The organism is Ovoidimarina sediminis (genome assembly GCF_032586175.1).
Lineage (GTDB): Bacteria > Pseudomonadota > Alphaproteobacteria > Rhodobacterales > Rhodobacteraceae > Ovoidimarina > Ovoidimarina sediminis.
On sequence record NZ_JAWHTE010000030.1, the window covers coordinates 1 to 14612 of the forward strand.

The 14612-nt window shown below is 54.6% G+C and carries 14 protein-coding genes; 3 read left to right on the top strand and 11 right to left on the bottom strand.

The features are described from left to right. Window positions 1-92 precede the first annotated feature (92 nt). From RXV90_RS22410 to RXV90_RS22425, 4 genes are read right to left on the bottom strand one after another with little or no spacing between them, the layout of a single operon-like run. Window positions 93-491: a DUF6538 domain-containing protein gene (locus RXV90_RS22410; RefSeq protein WP_316652029.1), complete on the bottom strand. Its 399-nt coding sequence runs from the start codon at window positions 489-491 to the stop codon at window positions 93-95. Continuing rightward, window positions 492-1955, bottom strand: a complete 1464-nt coding sequence (locus tag RXV90_RS22415) for a glycosyltransferase family 39 protein (RefSeq protein ID WP_316652031.1) — start codon at window positions 1953-1955, stop codon at window positions 492-494. A gap of 21 nt (window positions 1956-1976) precedes the next feature. Beyond that, a complete protein-coding gene (locus tag RXV90_RS22420) occupies window positions 1977-2792 on the bottom strand; it encodes a YdcF family protein (protein WP_316652032.1) in 816 nt (271 codons plus the stop codon). A gap of 30 nt (window positions 2793-2822) precedes the next feature. After that, on the bottom strand, window positions 2823-3086 hold the full coding sequence (locus RXV90_RS22425; protein WP_316652034.1) for a helix-turn-helix domain-containing protein: 264 nt from the start codon (window positions 3084-3086) through the stop codon (window positions 2823-2825). 29 nt (window positions 3087-3115) lie between these two features. Between RXV90_RS22425 and RXV90_RS22430 the strand changes: the two genes are divergently transcribed. Together RXV90_RS22430 and RXV90_RS22435 are read left to right on the top strand one after the other, a co-directional pair. Then, window positions 3116-4021 (top strand): tyrosine-type recombinase/integrase, encoded by a 906-nt coding sequence (locus RXV90_RS22430; protein ID WP_316652036.1) that lies wholly within the window; start codon window positions 3116-3118, stop codon window positions 4019-4021. A gap of 63 nt (window positions 4022-4084) precedes the next feature. Then, window positions 4085-4842 (top strand): IS5 family transposase gene (locus tag RXV90_RS22435; protein WP_316652038.1). Its coding sequence is split into 2 segments (ribosomal slippage): window positions 4085-4421 and window positions 4421-4842, totalling 759 coding nucleotides; the frame shifts between segments, so codons are not numbered across the junction. Between the two features lie 109 nt (window positions 4843-4951). Here RXV90_RS22435 and RXV90_RS22440 read toward each other — a convergent pair. From RXV90_RS22440 to RXV90_RS22465, 6 genes are all read right to left on the bottom strand, one after another. Then, window positions 4952-5995: an EpsG family protein gene (locus RXV90_RS22440; protein ID WP_316652039.1), complete on the bottom strand. Its 1044-nt coding sequence runs from the start codon at window positions 5993-5995 to the stop codon at window positions 4952-4954. Window positions 5996-6002: 7 nt separating this feature from the next. After that, window positions 6003-7994 (bottom strand): asparagine synthase (glutamine-hydrolyzing), encoded by a 1992-nt coding sequence (asnB, locus tag RXV90_RS22445; protein WP_316652042.1) that lies wholly within the window; start codon window positions 7992-7994, stop codon window positions 6003-6005. A 73-nt stretch (window positions 7995-8067) separates the two neighbouring features. After that, window positions 8068-9111 (bottom strand): glycosyltransferase family 4 protein, encoded by a 1044-nt coding sequence (locus RXV90_RS22450; protein ID WP_316652044.1) that lies wholly within the window; start codon window positions 9109-9111, stop codon window positions 8068-8070. Between the two features lie 412 nt (window positions 9112-9523). Further along, window positions 9524-10348, bottom strand: a complete 825-nt coding sequence (locus RXV90_RS22455) for a glycosyltransferase family 2 protein (RefSeq protein ID WP_316652046.1) — start codon at window positions 10346-10348, stop codon at window positions 9524-9526. A 13-nt stretch (window positions 10349-10361) separates the two neighbouring features. Beyond that, a complete protein-coding gene (locus tag RXV90_RS22460) occupies window positions 10362-11315 on the bottom strand; it encodes a glycosyltransferase family 2 protein (protein WP_316652049.1) in 954 nt (317 codons plus the stop codon). Further along, window positions 11312-11935, bottom strand: coding sequence for a class I SAM-dependent methyltransferase (locus RXV90_RS22465; RefSeq protein WP_316652051.1), 624 nt, complete (start codon window positions 11933-11935; stop codon window positions 11312-11314). The genes RXV90_RS22460 and RXV90_RS22465 overlap by 4 nt, the downstream gene beginning before the upstream one ends. A 411-nt stretch (window positions 11936-12346) precedes the next feature. Between RXV90_RS22465 and RXV90_RS22470 the strand changes: the two genes are divergently transcribed. After that, window positions 12347-13304 (top strand): IS630 family transposase gene (locus tag RXV90_RS22470; protein ID WP_316652053.1). Its coding sequence is split into 2 segments (ribosomal slippage): window positions 12347-12688 and window positions 12690-13304, totalling 957 coding nucleotides; the frame shifts between segments, so codons are not numbered across the junction. A gap of 229 nt (window positions 13305-13533) precedes the next feature. Here the strand turns inward: RXV90_RS22470 and RXV90_RS22475 are convergent. After that, a complete protein-coding gene (locus RXV90_RS22475; protein ID WP_316652056.1) occupies window positions 13534-14610 on the bottom strand; it encodes a glycosyltransferase family protein in 1077 nt (358 codons plus the stop codon). Between the last annotated feature and the right edge of the window lie 2 nt (window positions 14611-14612).

Genomic DNA, 14612 nt, shown 5'->3' on the forward strand with positions numbered 1-14612 from the left:
TATACTCACCCGAAGAGTGTTGGAACTACTTCAGGGCTGCCGGATATGTCTCAGGTTAAAGGCCGGATGCTTTAGTTGATCTTTCCCTCGGTCTACCATTGCCGCGCTATGATACCTGCAGCCTCTAGGATTGGTCGAACTTCCTCGAACACCGCATCATGTCGCTCTAGCTGTTGGTCGAACTCGTCGCGGATCTCTTGGGCCAGTTCCTCTTGAAGGCGTTCTGCTTGGCGTCTGTCAGATGTGCCTGTCGAGCGTCGTGCCTGTTTATCTTTCCCGAACTGAAGCTCCTTGGGCTTGGTGACGCTGACGTACCACTTGCCTCTGATCTTCACGAGGGTGGAGCGATGATAGCAGGGTGTGCGAGTTGAGCGCGTCATGCCTCCTATATAGGTGCAAAGAAAATGCAGTAATAAGTGAAAGATGATGGATATCAATGTTTTCGGCGGCTCTGGTTCTTTGTGGGGATAACACCTGATTAGAATCTTCATTCAGGGCTTGGTTGCGAGGAAGACTCTTGATGTGTCGAATAATATGCTTAGTCCCACTTCTCGCGTTAATGATTCGAGTTCCAGGGAACACTCTTTCTCCCCGTAGGAATCTCTAAGAAAGCTAGAAATCTCGCGATCAATAAAAACTATAGGGCGAGAGATCCCCTCAAACTCCTTAGACGCCGGACATACTACAAAACGATCTTCGTCAACATCCTCATACTGGAAATAGATGTTCATTCGACTTGCAGTACGAGGTTCAGAAAGGACTAGAATAAGATTCGGATCTTTTAGCATTTGATCGGAAATAAAATGTCGAGCAGAATTAAGGTTCGATTTAATCCGATAGTAGGCCTCAAGTGCAATCGGTACAGCTGTTTGGTGAACCGCGAAAAACAACAAGCAACCAAGCATAATGTTGCTTCCAGCTCGGTTCATCTGGAGGCCTTGCGCAAGGTGCGGCAGCAGGTTGGCTGACAGTACTGCTAAAGGGGGTATTAGAAATGCAACCATGCGATCAGCGAGGGGTAACGGCTGATAGATCGAAAGTGATACCGAACTAAAGACGAACAGAAAAAGCCCGGTGAGAAAGTAGAGCGCTATTGTTCTGTCCCTGTCGCACACAGAAATAGCCCGGATGGAGCCTATGATCGCAAGCAGGAAGGCGCCGCCAGCGTATCCCCAAAAAAAACCAACTGGCTCAATCAGAAGTCTCCGCACAAGATCCCCCGAGTCAGAAACTGTCCAGAGGTGAGCGTCCGCTACCGCTTCCACTGCATTCAGACGAGCCAAAGGATCACCAGTGAGTGCTTTCATAAAAGCAAAGTAAAGCAAGAGAAGTGTGGCTGATGTGACAATAGTCCAAACATAGAATATAAATGGGAACGCTACACCGCGCCTTATTTTGGCGGCGTCGGCAATCAGTATAATTAAAAATGGGACAGCAACGAAAGCTGCTGTCATTTTAAATAGGAAGGCCACGAATGCTGCAGAAGCGAAGCCGGCGCCCTGGAACCAACGCTCGCGCCGTTCGAGGCCAAGAATCGCAAGAAACATAAACGCGGATGCTCCTAAATCAGGGAATACTGTTACCGCTTGGGGCATAAGAAGGTAGAGCGTTACAATGGCGTAGGCTTTTCCAAAACATGTGGAAACCTTTTGGAGCACACAAATAAGAATCAGACTGAATAGAAGGAATTGTGGGAGAAACGCACTCCATTCATTTACTCCGAAAACTTGAAATGAGATCCAGTGCATTGCCACAAGACCCAAACGATGATGGAAAGGGCTATCGAAATTCCACTGCGAAATACTTGGCAAATCATGCGCCAATGCGAGATACGCACTCGGGTCACTGAAGACGTAAAGTTTCGGGTACGCAACCCAAAGGACAACGGCCGTCGTCAGTGAGATATATATGTCAATTCTCTCATACTTTCTTGTTGATTGTCGTCTTTCAATCATGCAAACAATCTTTCTGGATCTTTATCCATAGCTTGTCGTTGCAATGCACTTCGGACCTGGTTCCTGCGACCGTCCTGTCCAACGGTAGGCCAATATTCCAGCCCACTCCTTGATTGCAGCGTTAAGAATGTCGAGGTTGCCCGGGAAACTCCAGCTAGGCATCCAACGCCTATTCCATCGGTAATCCGTCGGAAAGGGGATGATGTCCGTCCAGCCCGCGGCACAGAAGGTCTCGACGGCGCGGGGCATGTGGTAGGCGCTGGTCACAAGAATCCACGGCCTCTCCTCTCCCTCCCCTAGTATGGCTTTTAAGCGGACCGCGTTTTCGGCAGTGTTGCGGGAGCCGCCTTCCTGGATGAGGCGATCGGGCGCGATGCCGGAGGCCGTGAACACCGATCCGGCAATGCTCGCCTCGGAGATTTCCGGCGCGAAGAGCTCGCCACTGCCACCTGCAAACAGAACAGGGGCCTCGGGGAACTGCTGCGCCAGGGCGATCGCGGCCAGGTATCGGTCCCCTGCCTCGTTCACGAGCGGACTGTTCCAGGCAATGGAAGCACCGACATCCTCAGCGCCGCCAAGAACAACGATCCCGGCGATGTCCGCCGGCAGATCAGGCGGCGGGTACTTGTTCTCAAGAGGTCCGAGCAGCGCCCCCCCAATTGGAAGAAGACCGACCACCAGCACCCAAGCAACGCTGAGGCGGAAGCACCAGGCCGCGAGCCCGGTCCAATATCGCCTCTGAAACCACAGTCCCAGGAGCAAGAGCAGCAGAAGCAGCGCTTCGGCTCGAAGCGCGAAGCCAGCCAGTTTCGAGGCAATGAAGAAGAGGGTGTCCAAAGGTTTGATTCCGAGAGGATAAGAGTCAGATCAGGTTGGCTTCGACGGCTCTGTCCGGATGATGATCCCAGGCGAGCCATCCTCGGCTTGGGTAAACTCGATGCCGGCAGCTTCAAGCGCTTTTTGAATGGTCTTCAGATTTCCCTTTCTGCTTCTCGGGATGCTGTCTGAGAGTTCATATCGGACGATGGTAGCAGTCCCGACGCCGGTTTCATCTGCAAGTCGCTGAACAGACCAATTGAGCGCGCCACGCGCTGCTCGAATTTGGGTGCCGGTGAGATTAACAGCTTGCATTATGATAATATTTTTATCATATTTTTTGTGTGAAAACTTCGACTCATACTTACGACTGGCGCTCCGAATTCAAACGCCTCGACGGTGCCTATGCGCAATCTACAATGAAATCCTACGTTAAGGATGTCGAGATCTTCGTGGACTGGTGTGCCGCCAAAGGGCTCGAGGCGTTGCCGGCAGACGTCGACACCGTCTGTCGTTTTCTGGAGGGACAGGCGCCCGGCCTCGCGCCCTCAACGGTCCGCCGTCGCCTGTACGCAATCCGGAAGATCCACCGCCTGCTGCGCTTGCCGGACCCGACACACGATGAGGACATCAACATAGCGCTACGGCGGGCACGCAGAGCGAAGTTGACACGCCCGAAGCAGGCCAAAGGCCTGACGCGCGAGTATCTCGAGAAGTTCTTGGCGGCCGAACCGGACACGCCGACAGGTTGGCGTAACCGCGCCCTTCTCTCCCTGGGCTACGACTTGCTTACGCGTCGCGCAGAGCTCGTGGCGCTTCGGACCGAAGATCTTGCCTGGCGCGCTGATGGCACGCTCCGCGTTCTCATCCGTCGCAGCAAAGCCGATCCCTTCGGCGAGGGCCGCATTGCCTTTACGTCGACACGCACGCGCGCACTGATTGACGACTGGCTCCAATGGCGCGGCCAAAACATCCCGTGGCTCTTCTGTCCGATCTACCACGGAAAGGCCCTGGCGCGACCGCTCGGAACGACGACGGTTCGCGATATAATAAAGCAAGCCGCGCGCAACGCAGAGCTAGATGACTATGTCGCAAAGGATTTCAGCGGACATTCCCTGCGGGTCGGCGCAGCGCAGGATCTGTTGACAATGGGTCAGGACACGGCCGCAATCATGCGGGCGGGCGGCTGGAAGTCGGTGAATGTGCTTGGTCGATACCTCGAGTCGGCGGAACACAACGTCTGGGTCTAGGTTCAGGACCCATTGATTTCCGCGTAGGGGCGTGATTCACGGCTCGAAAAACGAGCGGTGAACATGTCTGATCTTTTCTGGCTGACGGATGCGCAGATGGCGCGCCTTGAGCCCTTCTTCCCAAAGTCCCACGGCAAACCTCGCGTTGATGATCGACGTGTGTTGAGCGGCATTATCTTCATCAATCGCAATGGATTACGGTGGCGCGATGCCCCTGATGCCTATGGGCCGCATAAGACGCTGTACAATCGTTGGAAACGGTGGAGCGACAAAGGTGTCTTCGCCCGGATGATGGCGGGCCTGGCCGCCGAGCACGGCGAACAGAAGACTGTGATGATCGACGCCACCTACCTGAAGGCCCATCGGACAGCGACCAGCATGGGCGTGAAAAAGGGGGGTGTGGACGCCTGATCGGCCGCACCAAGGGCGGCATGAACACCAAACTGCATGCCATCTGCGACAGCGAAGGCCGGCCCCTGAACCTGTTCGTCACGGCCGGTCAGGTCAGCGACTACATCGGCGCGAGGGCATTGCTGAGCAGCTTGCCGGATGTCGATTGGTTGCTCGGAGACCGAGGCTACGATGCCGACTGGTTCAGAGAAGCGTTGCAGGACAAAGGGATACGTCCCTGCATCCCTGGCCGAAAGCAACGCAAGAAGCTAGTGAAGTACGATAAGCGCCGCTACAAACGCCGCAACCGGATCGAGATCATGTTCGGCAGGCTGAAAGACTGGCGGCGTGTGGCAACCCGATACGACCGCTGTCCGAAGGCATTCCTCTCAGCCATCGCTCTCGCGGCAACCGTCATCTATTGGCTATGAGTCCTGACCCTAGAGATCGAACCTCGGAGCATCCAAACCGTTCCAGGACCATCGCTTTGGAGTGCACGATCTTCTGTCCGAGTGCATGCAGACATAAACCACTAGGCACTCAAAACAGCGATGTGCCATAGGGGATATAGCACTGCTCAAAGAGGGTCGATAACTGCGTCCAAACAACAAACACGAGGGTTAGAAGGGCATAGGGTGCAAGGGCGTATGTCTCACGTTTTTGCCCTCGGAACATGTAAGGCAAGCGCGTGAATATCATCAGCTGGATCGGGATCAGGTAATACCCGAAGCGGTCTCCGATCACGGTCGAGACGAAGAAAATTGGAAAGAAGCACACCATCAGCAGCGAACCGAGGCTTGCAAGCGTGTAGTCCTCGGGAAACATCTGCTTCCAGCGTTTCTGCAAAAACCCGAAGTAGAACAGGCCGGTGAGCGTTAATATTCCGAGCCGAAATGCAGACCCAAATGCCTCCAAGCCCGAGTCAATGTAGCGATCACTTGCGATCTCAGCGGGCTCCGATTGCAGCATGAAATAGGCCCCAGGTGACGCCAGGATGGCCGCCAAGACAATGTTTCGCTTCGAGTACCTCCCATAGACGAACGGGGTCAGTAGAAGGAATGCCATAGCGCTAGAATGAAACAGGGTTCCTGCCCCCAAAAGCGCTACGAAGACCACGGGTCTGCGAGCGCCTAGAGCCACGAAAGCCATCGTTACAAAGCCGATGGCGGCCGCCTGGCGGATGCCTGACATCGGCATGTTGATGACGAGGATTGGAAAGGCGAGGACGATGAAGGCAAGGGGATTGGGTTGTGTCCTGGCCATCACATGGAGCCCCAGAAAGAAGATCGCTGAGGTGACGAGGTTTATATAGGTGTAGGGAAGATTATTTGCCTTGATGTAGTCGAGAATGACCCAATAGGCGGGTTCGTGGAACTCCCAGGGGTTGAGACCGAGTTCCGGCCCCCACACTTCCCAGTGGAAAAGATAACCGGTCCAGTCGCACCCGACCTCATACCGGTAGCCTGAGAATAGGAACATGCCGATGAGGACAATCCAGTAGAGAGCATTGCGCACATCCCGGCCCTGAACGCCCAGTACGACCGCCATGAGTAGACCTGCATATGTCGCGTAGTAGATCGTCATGTCGGCGTCAGGCCGCAGCGCGGCACGCCACCCCCTGCCCCTTTGCGCTGGGCCTCTCTAGCCAAGCCATCAGCATCAGAACGGACCAAAGTGCTGAACCTTCGTTTCGGACACCTCTCAAATGTGTCGCCCAGAGATTGCGGACCGCACGAGGGTCTAGGATCCCTGTTTCAGCGATCCGGTCTTCCGAGAGAAGGCTCTCGGCCCAAGGCCTGAGCTCGCCCCGGAGCCAGCGGTCAAGCGGAATGGCAAAGCCCTGCTTCGGACGTTCGACCAAATCCCGCGGTACATGGCGATCGAGAATGTCGCGCAGGATCCGCTTGCCGCGCCCCTCCGCGATCCGCGCCTCCAAAGGAAGCTCCCACGCCGCTGCAACCACGCGGCGGTCGAGGTAGGGGGCACGCGTTTCCAGGGAGGTGGACATCGCTGCACGATCGACCTTCACGAGAATATCACCTGGCAGGTAGGTCAGGCTGTCCATCGCCATCATCCATTCGGCAGGCTCCAGCTCGCCGAGCGCCTCTGGATCTACACGGACCGATGCGTCGGGGCGCAGATCCTCGCGCAATAGCTCACTTCCAGGACCGGTAAGAGTGAGCGCATAATATAGATCTGTGAGGCTTTCGCATTCGCCGAGATCCGCCCCAAGACGTCCCAGTCTCTCAAGCGTTCCGACAGGCAGCCCCGCACGCGTTATGGCGTGTTTCAAGGCCGGATTCTTTACGCCACCCAGCCGATGGAGAAGCTGTGCAAGAGGCGCCATCCCTCTCCGCACGGTTCTCGGCAAACGCGACGCGGTCTGCCAGGCTCTCGGCGCAAAGATATGCCGGTTATATCCGCCGAAGACCTCATCGCCTCCATCACCCGTCAACGCCACGGTGACATGGCGACGAGCCTCTCGACAAAGGAGTGCTGTCGGGATCTGGGAGCTGTCCGCGAAGGGCTCATCGTAAATCGTTGACAACTCCGGGATGAGTGCCAGAGCATCTGCCTCAGAGAGCCGAAATGCCATGTGGTCGGTCCCGAGGTGCTCAGCCACGGCCGCGGCATGGGCTGCTTCGTCGAAGTCAGCCTCCTTGAAGCCGATTGAGAAGGTCATCACGGGGCGGTCGGAAACAGATTGCATGAGCGCCGTCACGACCGTGGAGTCGATGCCGCCCGAGAGGAAGCTGCCAACCGGCACATCGCTAATCATCTGGGATGCGATAACGTCCTCAAGAAGGCGCTCCATTTCGCGAGAGGCTGCGCTAAATGACGAGGCCGCCTTGCGCTGGGGAGCGGTGGTCTCGATGATGCCCTCGAGGAAACTGGTCCTTTGGAGACGCGTCCCTGTGTCGGCGGGTACTTCAAATTTCAAGATGCCGCCCGGGGAGACCTTGGAAACATCCGCATAGATCGATTGGCCCTCAGGCACGTAACCGACGCTTAGGAATGCGGACAGCGCTGCAGGATCGAGCTCGAGATCCAGTCCCGGGACTGCGTGGATCGCCTTAAGCTCGGATGCGAAAAATAGGCAGTCAGCGCCATGACCAAAGTAAAGAGGCTTTTCGCCTGTCCGATCACGCGCCAGGAAGAGAGAGTGCCCTTCACGATCCCAAAGCGCCAGTGCGTACATACCTGCGGTCGCATCGAGCGCGGCCTCGATCCCCCAGGCTTCGATTGCAGCGAGGAGCACCTCGGTATCAGAATGGCCTCGCCAGAGCGGCGCCTCGCCTGCCTCCACGAGACGCGTCCGTATCTCGATGTGGTTGTAGATCTCCCCATTGTAAACGAGGACGTAGCGTCCTGATGGCGACAGCATCGGCTGCGCCCCTTCGACAGAGAGGTCGAGGATTGAAAGGCGGCGATGGGAAAAGACGACGCCTTGGTCGGGATCACACCAGCAACCGGCCGCGTCGGGCCCGCGATGAGCGAGGGCTTCGGACATTGCTTGGCCGATCCGGTCGAGCTCATCTGCACTCCGCGAAGGGCTTCCCCAGAGACCGCTAATCCCGCACATGTGTCACCTTGTCAGTTCTTGAGGCGGTCAAACGGTTGTTGCTTCGCCATAAGCAAAACGAAAGGCACGCGACTCATGATTTCGATAGCGTTTGTCGGCGAAGCGCTGCTTGGACAGCACTGCGCAGGAGTCGGGCCACCCGCGGCGCCTGAATTTGTAAACTATATTCCGTTTCTACTTTTTTCCGTCCCTCTCGTCCCATCCGGTGGCGGAGATCGGGGTCACTTATCAGTTTGCACAATGCTGCATCCCACTCCGCTTCGCTCTCAGCAAGAAACCCGTTCACCCCATGCTCTACAATCTCCCGGTTGACTCCCACAGGCGAGGCAACGATGGGAAGGCCGCAAGCCATATACTGGATCAGTTTGTAGCCGCACTTGCCCCGCATCCACGGCGTGTCGGGCAGCGGCATGACTCCAATATCCATATCATGGATGTCCAAAACCTCCCGATCTTCTGACCAGTTTCGCCTCTCGAAACGCAATGAAAGTTCGGGACGATTTCCGGCACCGACTAGGACAAAACGTGCGTTTTCTGCGGCTAGCACATTTTCAAACATTGGTACAAATTGCGTAACGCATTCAACCCATGTACCCGGGGTACCAATCCACCCGATCGTTGGCTTGTCACGCCCATCGGAGCGCAGTGTCGGCACGCGATACTTAGTTAGATCGACGACCGTCGGCACAATCTCGACACGAGGTGCTTGGGAACACCTAGCGTATTCTAGAAGATATGCATTTCCCGCGAAGACTACGTCTGATCCTAGCATTAGCTTCGGGATCTTACTTCCAAGAATTCGCCGAACGGTTTTTGACGGGTGCCGATCGTACCGATGAAAAACTGCGTCATCAAAATCGGTCACAAGACATCTATTCTTCCTTAGAAGGCTGCTTTCGACCTGAGCCGGCACCCACGGAAGTGCTTCTTTCTCGAGCCAAATCGCATCAAATTCCTCAAGATGGAGCAGGACTCTAATACGATTCACATAGCTCCACGCTATTGAACGCACAGCCCGTCGACCCGAATACAACGCCGTAAGGTATTCCGTGTCAAAAAAGCTCTGGATCGTGACTTCGAACCCAGCCTCTTCCAAGGCAGGAACATAGTCCAACATCCGTAGGCGACTGGAAGCACCTGCGCGATTGTAGCGACTAAGGATCAAAAGTTTCAAAAGTTAAGCTTCTCAACGGCTGCCCGCGACGTCAGGTGGTACACCGGCTAATTCGCGATGCTTGGCACCATGCCTTCGACGGGCAACCCAATCACTCAGTATGGATTCCACGCGGTCCGGTTCGAGATTATTCTGAACAACTGGGGCGATCCAAGCCTGAAACTAAGGACCGAAATCGCATAGCAAACCTATCACACCCAAAAAACGTCACGGTCGGATCAAGATCATACTCAGCCCTTTCAAAGATCGCAGGACTCAGGCAACGCTCGGAAAGCGGAGGCCAAGACCCCAAGTATCTGGCTTGGTACGTAAGTTACCCAAATCTCAAGGATTTGATAATCAAAAGATTTGGATCTCAGAGATTGCCATTGGCAGCACTCGCAACCAGCGAGCGCGATACAAAAGCGCGCATTGGGCGTCCTCTCCGCAACCAAGAACGGAACAGTATGCGCTCCACTCGACGACGCAAGAAGGAACGGTCGCCTTCAGAGATGCGCTCCATGCCCGCAACTTGACGCAACAAGTAAAGGTAGCCAGCCTCAAGTCCGTCAAGATTTGACATGGCTGAACCAGGGCTCAATCGGTATTCATAGACCACCTTTCCCACAGCGCCGTAGCGAAGATCTGCGTAATGAGCGAGATTCAGGAAAAAGGCCAAATCCTCGCAGTGGGTCAAGCTCTCCGGGAAACGAAATCCGCCAATCTTTTCGCGCCGTAGCATATAGCAAACCCCAACAAACACGCCTTCTTCCAGCCGCGCAAGACGATCAAGGAGAGGTCCTCGCCGAAGGTCCGGAGGTACACAGCGGACTACTCGCTCACCCTCGAATACCCGAACCGCACCGTGCACAATGTCAATAGAAGGTTCTCGCTCAAGCAACTCCGCTCGAAGTTCCAAGGCGTCGCCAGGTATTGTATCATCAGCATCCAGAAACGTAACATAATCACCGCGAGCAATATTAAGCCCAGCGTTGCGAGCAGTGCTTGCCCCGGATTTCGTCTGGTAGAGCACTTTTACTCTTGGGTCATTTACGGCTTTGGCAACCGCCCGCGTATTATCTGTGCTACCATCGTCGACCACAATCAATTCCCAGTCTGTACACGACTGGGCTCGCACCGAAGCAATTGCCCTCCCAATTGACCCTCCAGAATTGTACGCGGGGATAATTATAGAAATCAAAGAATTCAGATTCTTACCTATGACTTCTACCTAGGCGAGCACGCAAACTGCGAAATTTGTATCGCGCGGCTCGCAGCAAAGCGTCCGCCACGCCCGCGAAAAAATCAAAAGCTGAAGGTTCGAACAATCTCAAACTATTAAGCGCCTTCCAAGCCTCACAAAAGTTACCGCGCCGGACCTGAACCAAAGCCGCCTCCGCTGAACTCGAGCAAAAAAGACGAAGCAATGCAGACGGCAGTTCTTTACCATAGTGGTCGTGAAGTAACTCGGTGTAGATCTTTCCGCGCAGCACCGCGTTCTCGTCTGCTCTTCGACCATCATGTTGGCTAGTAATGCGATGGGGAGATGTATGTTCGCGAACATGGGTCCCGATTCCCGGGAGTCTTTGGAAGCGATAGCCCGCCATTGCGAGCCGAAGGTGTAGATTATATTCCTGCGCCTTAGTTAAACGTTCATCAAAGCCACCCATTACCATCAAGCTAGTTCGACGATGGAGCGGTGCCGGTGTATGAATATTACTCTTGAACAACTGAACAACCTGATCGTCGTCTTCCATGAGGTTTGTGACATGAAGGTTAGTTCGCCCAGTTTCGTCGTCAAAAAAGAGGGTATCGCTGTAGACGATTACATTCGAATGAGCATTCGCCATAAATCGAACCTGCTTTTCAAGAATTTCTGGCTCGAGGAAATCGTCGGAGTCAAGGAACTTTACATACTCACCCGTGGCTTTTTCAATCCCATGATTGCGTGCAGAGCAAGCACCCTTGTGCTCCTGTTCAACCAGTTTAACCTGCGAATAAGAAGCCAGAATCCTCTGCGAGCCATCATTTGAACCATCGTCCACAGCGATCAATTCGACGTCGACTCCCGTCTGAGAGAGCACACTTTCAATGGCATCTTGCAAGAACTGCGAAGAATTATATACGGGTATTATCACTGAAACACTTGGTTGAAGAAGAGCAGTCACCCAAGTTTCTCCAAAAGGAAGAAATGATGATAAGGATTATCCCAACTCCTCCAATTCTTCAATATCCGAAACTCTTTTGATATATCCGAAAGAAACCGTTCAACCTCGTACCCCCTTTTGTTTAGCTCCCAGTAATGCTCTCCATCAAATTTATGCTCCACAGGCTTCCAGAAGGGTCGAGCGAACATGCTCTTGCGCTCGCCAAACTTGGGAAGGTAGATGCAATAGCGCCAAACAAGTTGTGCATTCGGCAAGCTAATAAGAATATTCCGACCGGAAACCCTCTTCATCTCACGGAGCGCCAACTGGGCATCTTCATACTTTAAATGCTCGAGAACTTGAAACGCACAGACCAGATCAAACTTATTCTCATTAAAAGGAAGATTAGTTACGTTTCCAACAAAGTCTGGTTTAAGATCAGAGTCTAGATCGAACGTGGTAATATCGATACCGTATAAATTCCCAATCAACTTCAACAATCCCAAGCCTGGGCCGATCTCTAGGGTGCTGTCTGGCGCCAACTCAGATATTGTTTTATACTGGGCCCAGATACTCGTCCATCGACGTTTGGTCATGTAATCGCCGAAGCTGTAGTGGACAGTTTGAACTTGAAGGCTCATTCTAGTTTATTCCGCTTTCTTGGGCCTCACTATACCGTGAATTCAGTCTAGAAACTCTCTCACGCTCTGGCGTGAAAAGCGCCAAGTTTAGGTAGACTTAACTCAAGTAGTAGGGCTACCATGCAAAGACTTAAGAACTACACACCGACGTTTCGAACTGCTCGTCAAAACCTTTCCCGGCACTTACCCAAGCACCGTGGTCCTCGAAGATCAAAATGGCACCATGTTGTCGGCGAGGATACTGGACCTGCAGCTTAACAATGGCGCTCTCATACCAATCTGTGTCCAGCAGCGGCGTGAATCACTGTTTCAGCGGCCTGCACAGCCTGGCTAGAGCGGCGTCCCGAAAATCTGAATCGATGGGATTCCCCCAGCGTTGATTTTGTGATTCACCATATTTGGAGGTGGGTCATGGGCAAATCACTGTCACTGGACATTCGGGAGCGGGTCGCGGCGCTGGTCGATGAAGGTCTTTCATGCCACGAAGCAGCGCGACGCTTGCGTATATCAGCGGCAAGCGCTGTTCGGATTGTGCAGCGCAAGAAGCGAACGGGTGGGGTCAAGGCTGCGCCTCAGGGGCGACCGCGCCGCAGCAAGCTGGATGCGGTCTCGGATTGGCTCAGAGCACGCGTGGAAGCCGAGCCTGACATCACCATGCCCGAGTTGGCCGCGGCCCTGAAGGTCGCGCACGATCTCCCCGCGACCCCGGCTATGCTCTCGCGCCACCTGATCCATCGCCTTGGCTTCACATATAAAAAAATCCCTGATTGCGACGGAGCGGCTGCGCAAACGGGTCCGCGCCGCCAGGTACGAGTGGCGGCACCGCCGGATGCCGAGGATGCGTCTTGAGCCGCACCGGCTGGTCTTTATTGATGAAACAGCAGTCACGACCAAGATGACACGGCTTCGGGGCCGATCCGCCCGAGGGACCCGGCTCGAAGCAGACGCGCCCTTTGGCCATTGGCGCACGCAAACCTTTATCGCGGGCTGGCGGGTCGACGAACTCAGCGCCCCATGGGTGTTGGATGGCCCCATGAACCGCGCAGCGTTCGATGCATATATCGAGACCCAACTGGCCCCGACATTACAGCCGGGCGATGTGGTGATCGCCGACAACCTGTCGTCCCACAAATCCGCTTACGCGCAGAACGTGCTGAAGTCTCAAGGCAACTGGCTGCACTTCCTGCCGCCGTACTCGCCCGATCTGAACCCGATTGAGATGGCATACTCGAAACTCAAAGCGCACCTGCGACGGCTCACGGCCCGTACCTTCGACGCGCTCTTCCAGTCAGTCGCCCAAACCTGCGACCTCTTTCCACCAAACGAGTGCCGAAACCTCTTCAAGGCTGCCGGATATGTTGCATATTAAATGGACGAGGCTCTAAGCTGGTCTCCCTCGCTGATGTCCCCAATTTCGAGACTGAAGCGGCCTGCGTTTTCGACTAGGTCGCGCTCCAAGTCACCCTGCTTGTGCTCATTACGCGAATAGATCGTGATGCGTTCGATACCGGGGGCGCTCGATGAGCGGCCTATCCACTACGGCACGACCAACGGAGCCATTGCCACCTGTGACGAGCACCTAAATCTTCTAGCTTCCTTCATTCCTCAATAAGAGCCTTTATTGCTGATTTGAAAACTGGATTGAGCGACACAAACCCACGATATTCAATGCCAAATTTACGACAGTGCCTACGCCGATCCTCGCAGTCCATGGACAGAAAGCGGCTAACCTCTGGCCATGCCTTACGAATTTCTGGATCGCTGTAGTCCTTCACCACAACACCTACATCCTGCTCCGTAGCATGAACATAGTCCTCCGAAACACCAGCCGGCGTAAGGAAAGGCATGCCTGCGCAGAGATATTCACCAACCTTGATGCTGGAGCGGAACTCTTGTCCTGGCCCCGGAGGGATCGTGATGAGGCCTAGGTCACCGACGAAGTAGTAACGCTCGATGTCGTCATAGCTGCTGTGGCAGATCGAGTAATGGCTCCGATCGATATATGCGTCGTCGAACAGGCCGTGGACGTACGCATCCTCATTCGGCGTCACGATCAGCATGTGAAGGCGAGGCTCATATTCAAGTAGCGCGGCGAAGGCCTGTGCAATCTCGGTTGAGTAATAGAGCCCTCCGAACTTCCCCGTGTAGAAGATCACAGGCTGATCTGGCGCCAGTCCCAATTCTTCGCGCATTTCTAGGGCGATATCCGGATCGAACTTGAACTTATCCTCGTTCACAACAGTGGGAATACGAAAAAACTTCGCCCGGACACGCCACTCATCGTGGAGTCGCTCGCCCATAAATCGCGTACCAGAAGCAATTACATGTGCGTATTGCGCCGACATTCGCTCAAAGAAGCGTGCCAGGCGATACTGGATACTGCGCTCACTCCAAGCGCCGGCCGCGGCTGAAACCTCACTGTGCGGTTCATACTGATAAAGAAAAAGTCGCATCCTCAACAATATTGCGCTTAGATAAGCGAACGAGCCGGCGACTGAACCGAGAGCTACGATGTGACGGAAGCCGTGGAGACGGAGTCGGCCGACGGCTACAATCCCCAAAAGGACATCTTTCAATTTCTGCCAGAGACTCATGCCCGGATGCCACTTCAGCGAGGTCCACCCGAGCCCTAGAGAGTCCCACGTCTCGGCCAGCCGCTTTTGCTCTTCTGTCAAGG

Excerpts from the sequence above, each read along its gene's own strand:
- RXV90_RS22450 (WP_316652044.1), bottom strand. The coding sequence starts at position 9,111 with ATGTTGGACTATGTTCCTGCCTTGGAAGAGGCTGGGTTCGAAGTCACG.
- RXV90_RS22440 (WP_316652039.1), bottom strand. The coding sequence starts at position 5,995 with ATGACGATCTACTACGCGACATATGCAGGTCTACTCATGGCGGTCGTA.
- RXV90_RS22415 (WP_316652031.1), bottom strand. The coding sequence starts at position 1,955 with ATGATTGAAAGACGACAATCAACAAGAAAGTATGAGAGAATTGACATA.
- RXV90_RS22465 (WP_316652051.1), bottom strand. The coding sequence starts at position 11,935 with ATGAGCCTTCAAGTTCAAACTGTCCACTACAGCTTCGGCGATTACATG.
- asnB (WP_316652042.1), bottom strand. The coding sequence starts at position 7,994 with ATGTGCGGGATTAGCGGTCTCTGGGGAAGCCCTTCGCGGAGTGCAGAT.
- RXV90_RS22410 (WP_316652029.1), bottom strand. The coding sequence starts at position 491 with ATGAAGATTCTAATCAGGTGTTATCCCCACAAAGAACCAGAGCCGCCG.
- RXV90_RS22425 (WP_316652034.1), bottom strand. The coding sequence starts at position 3,086 with ATGCAAGCTGTTAATCTCACCGGCACCCAAATTCGAGCAGCGCGTGGC.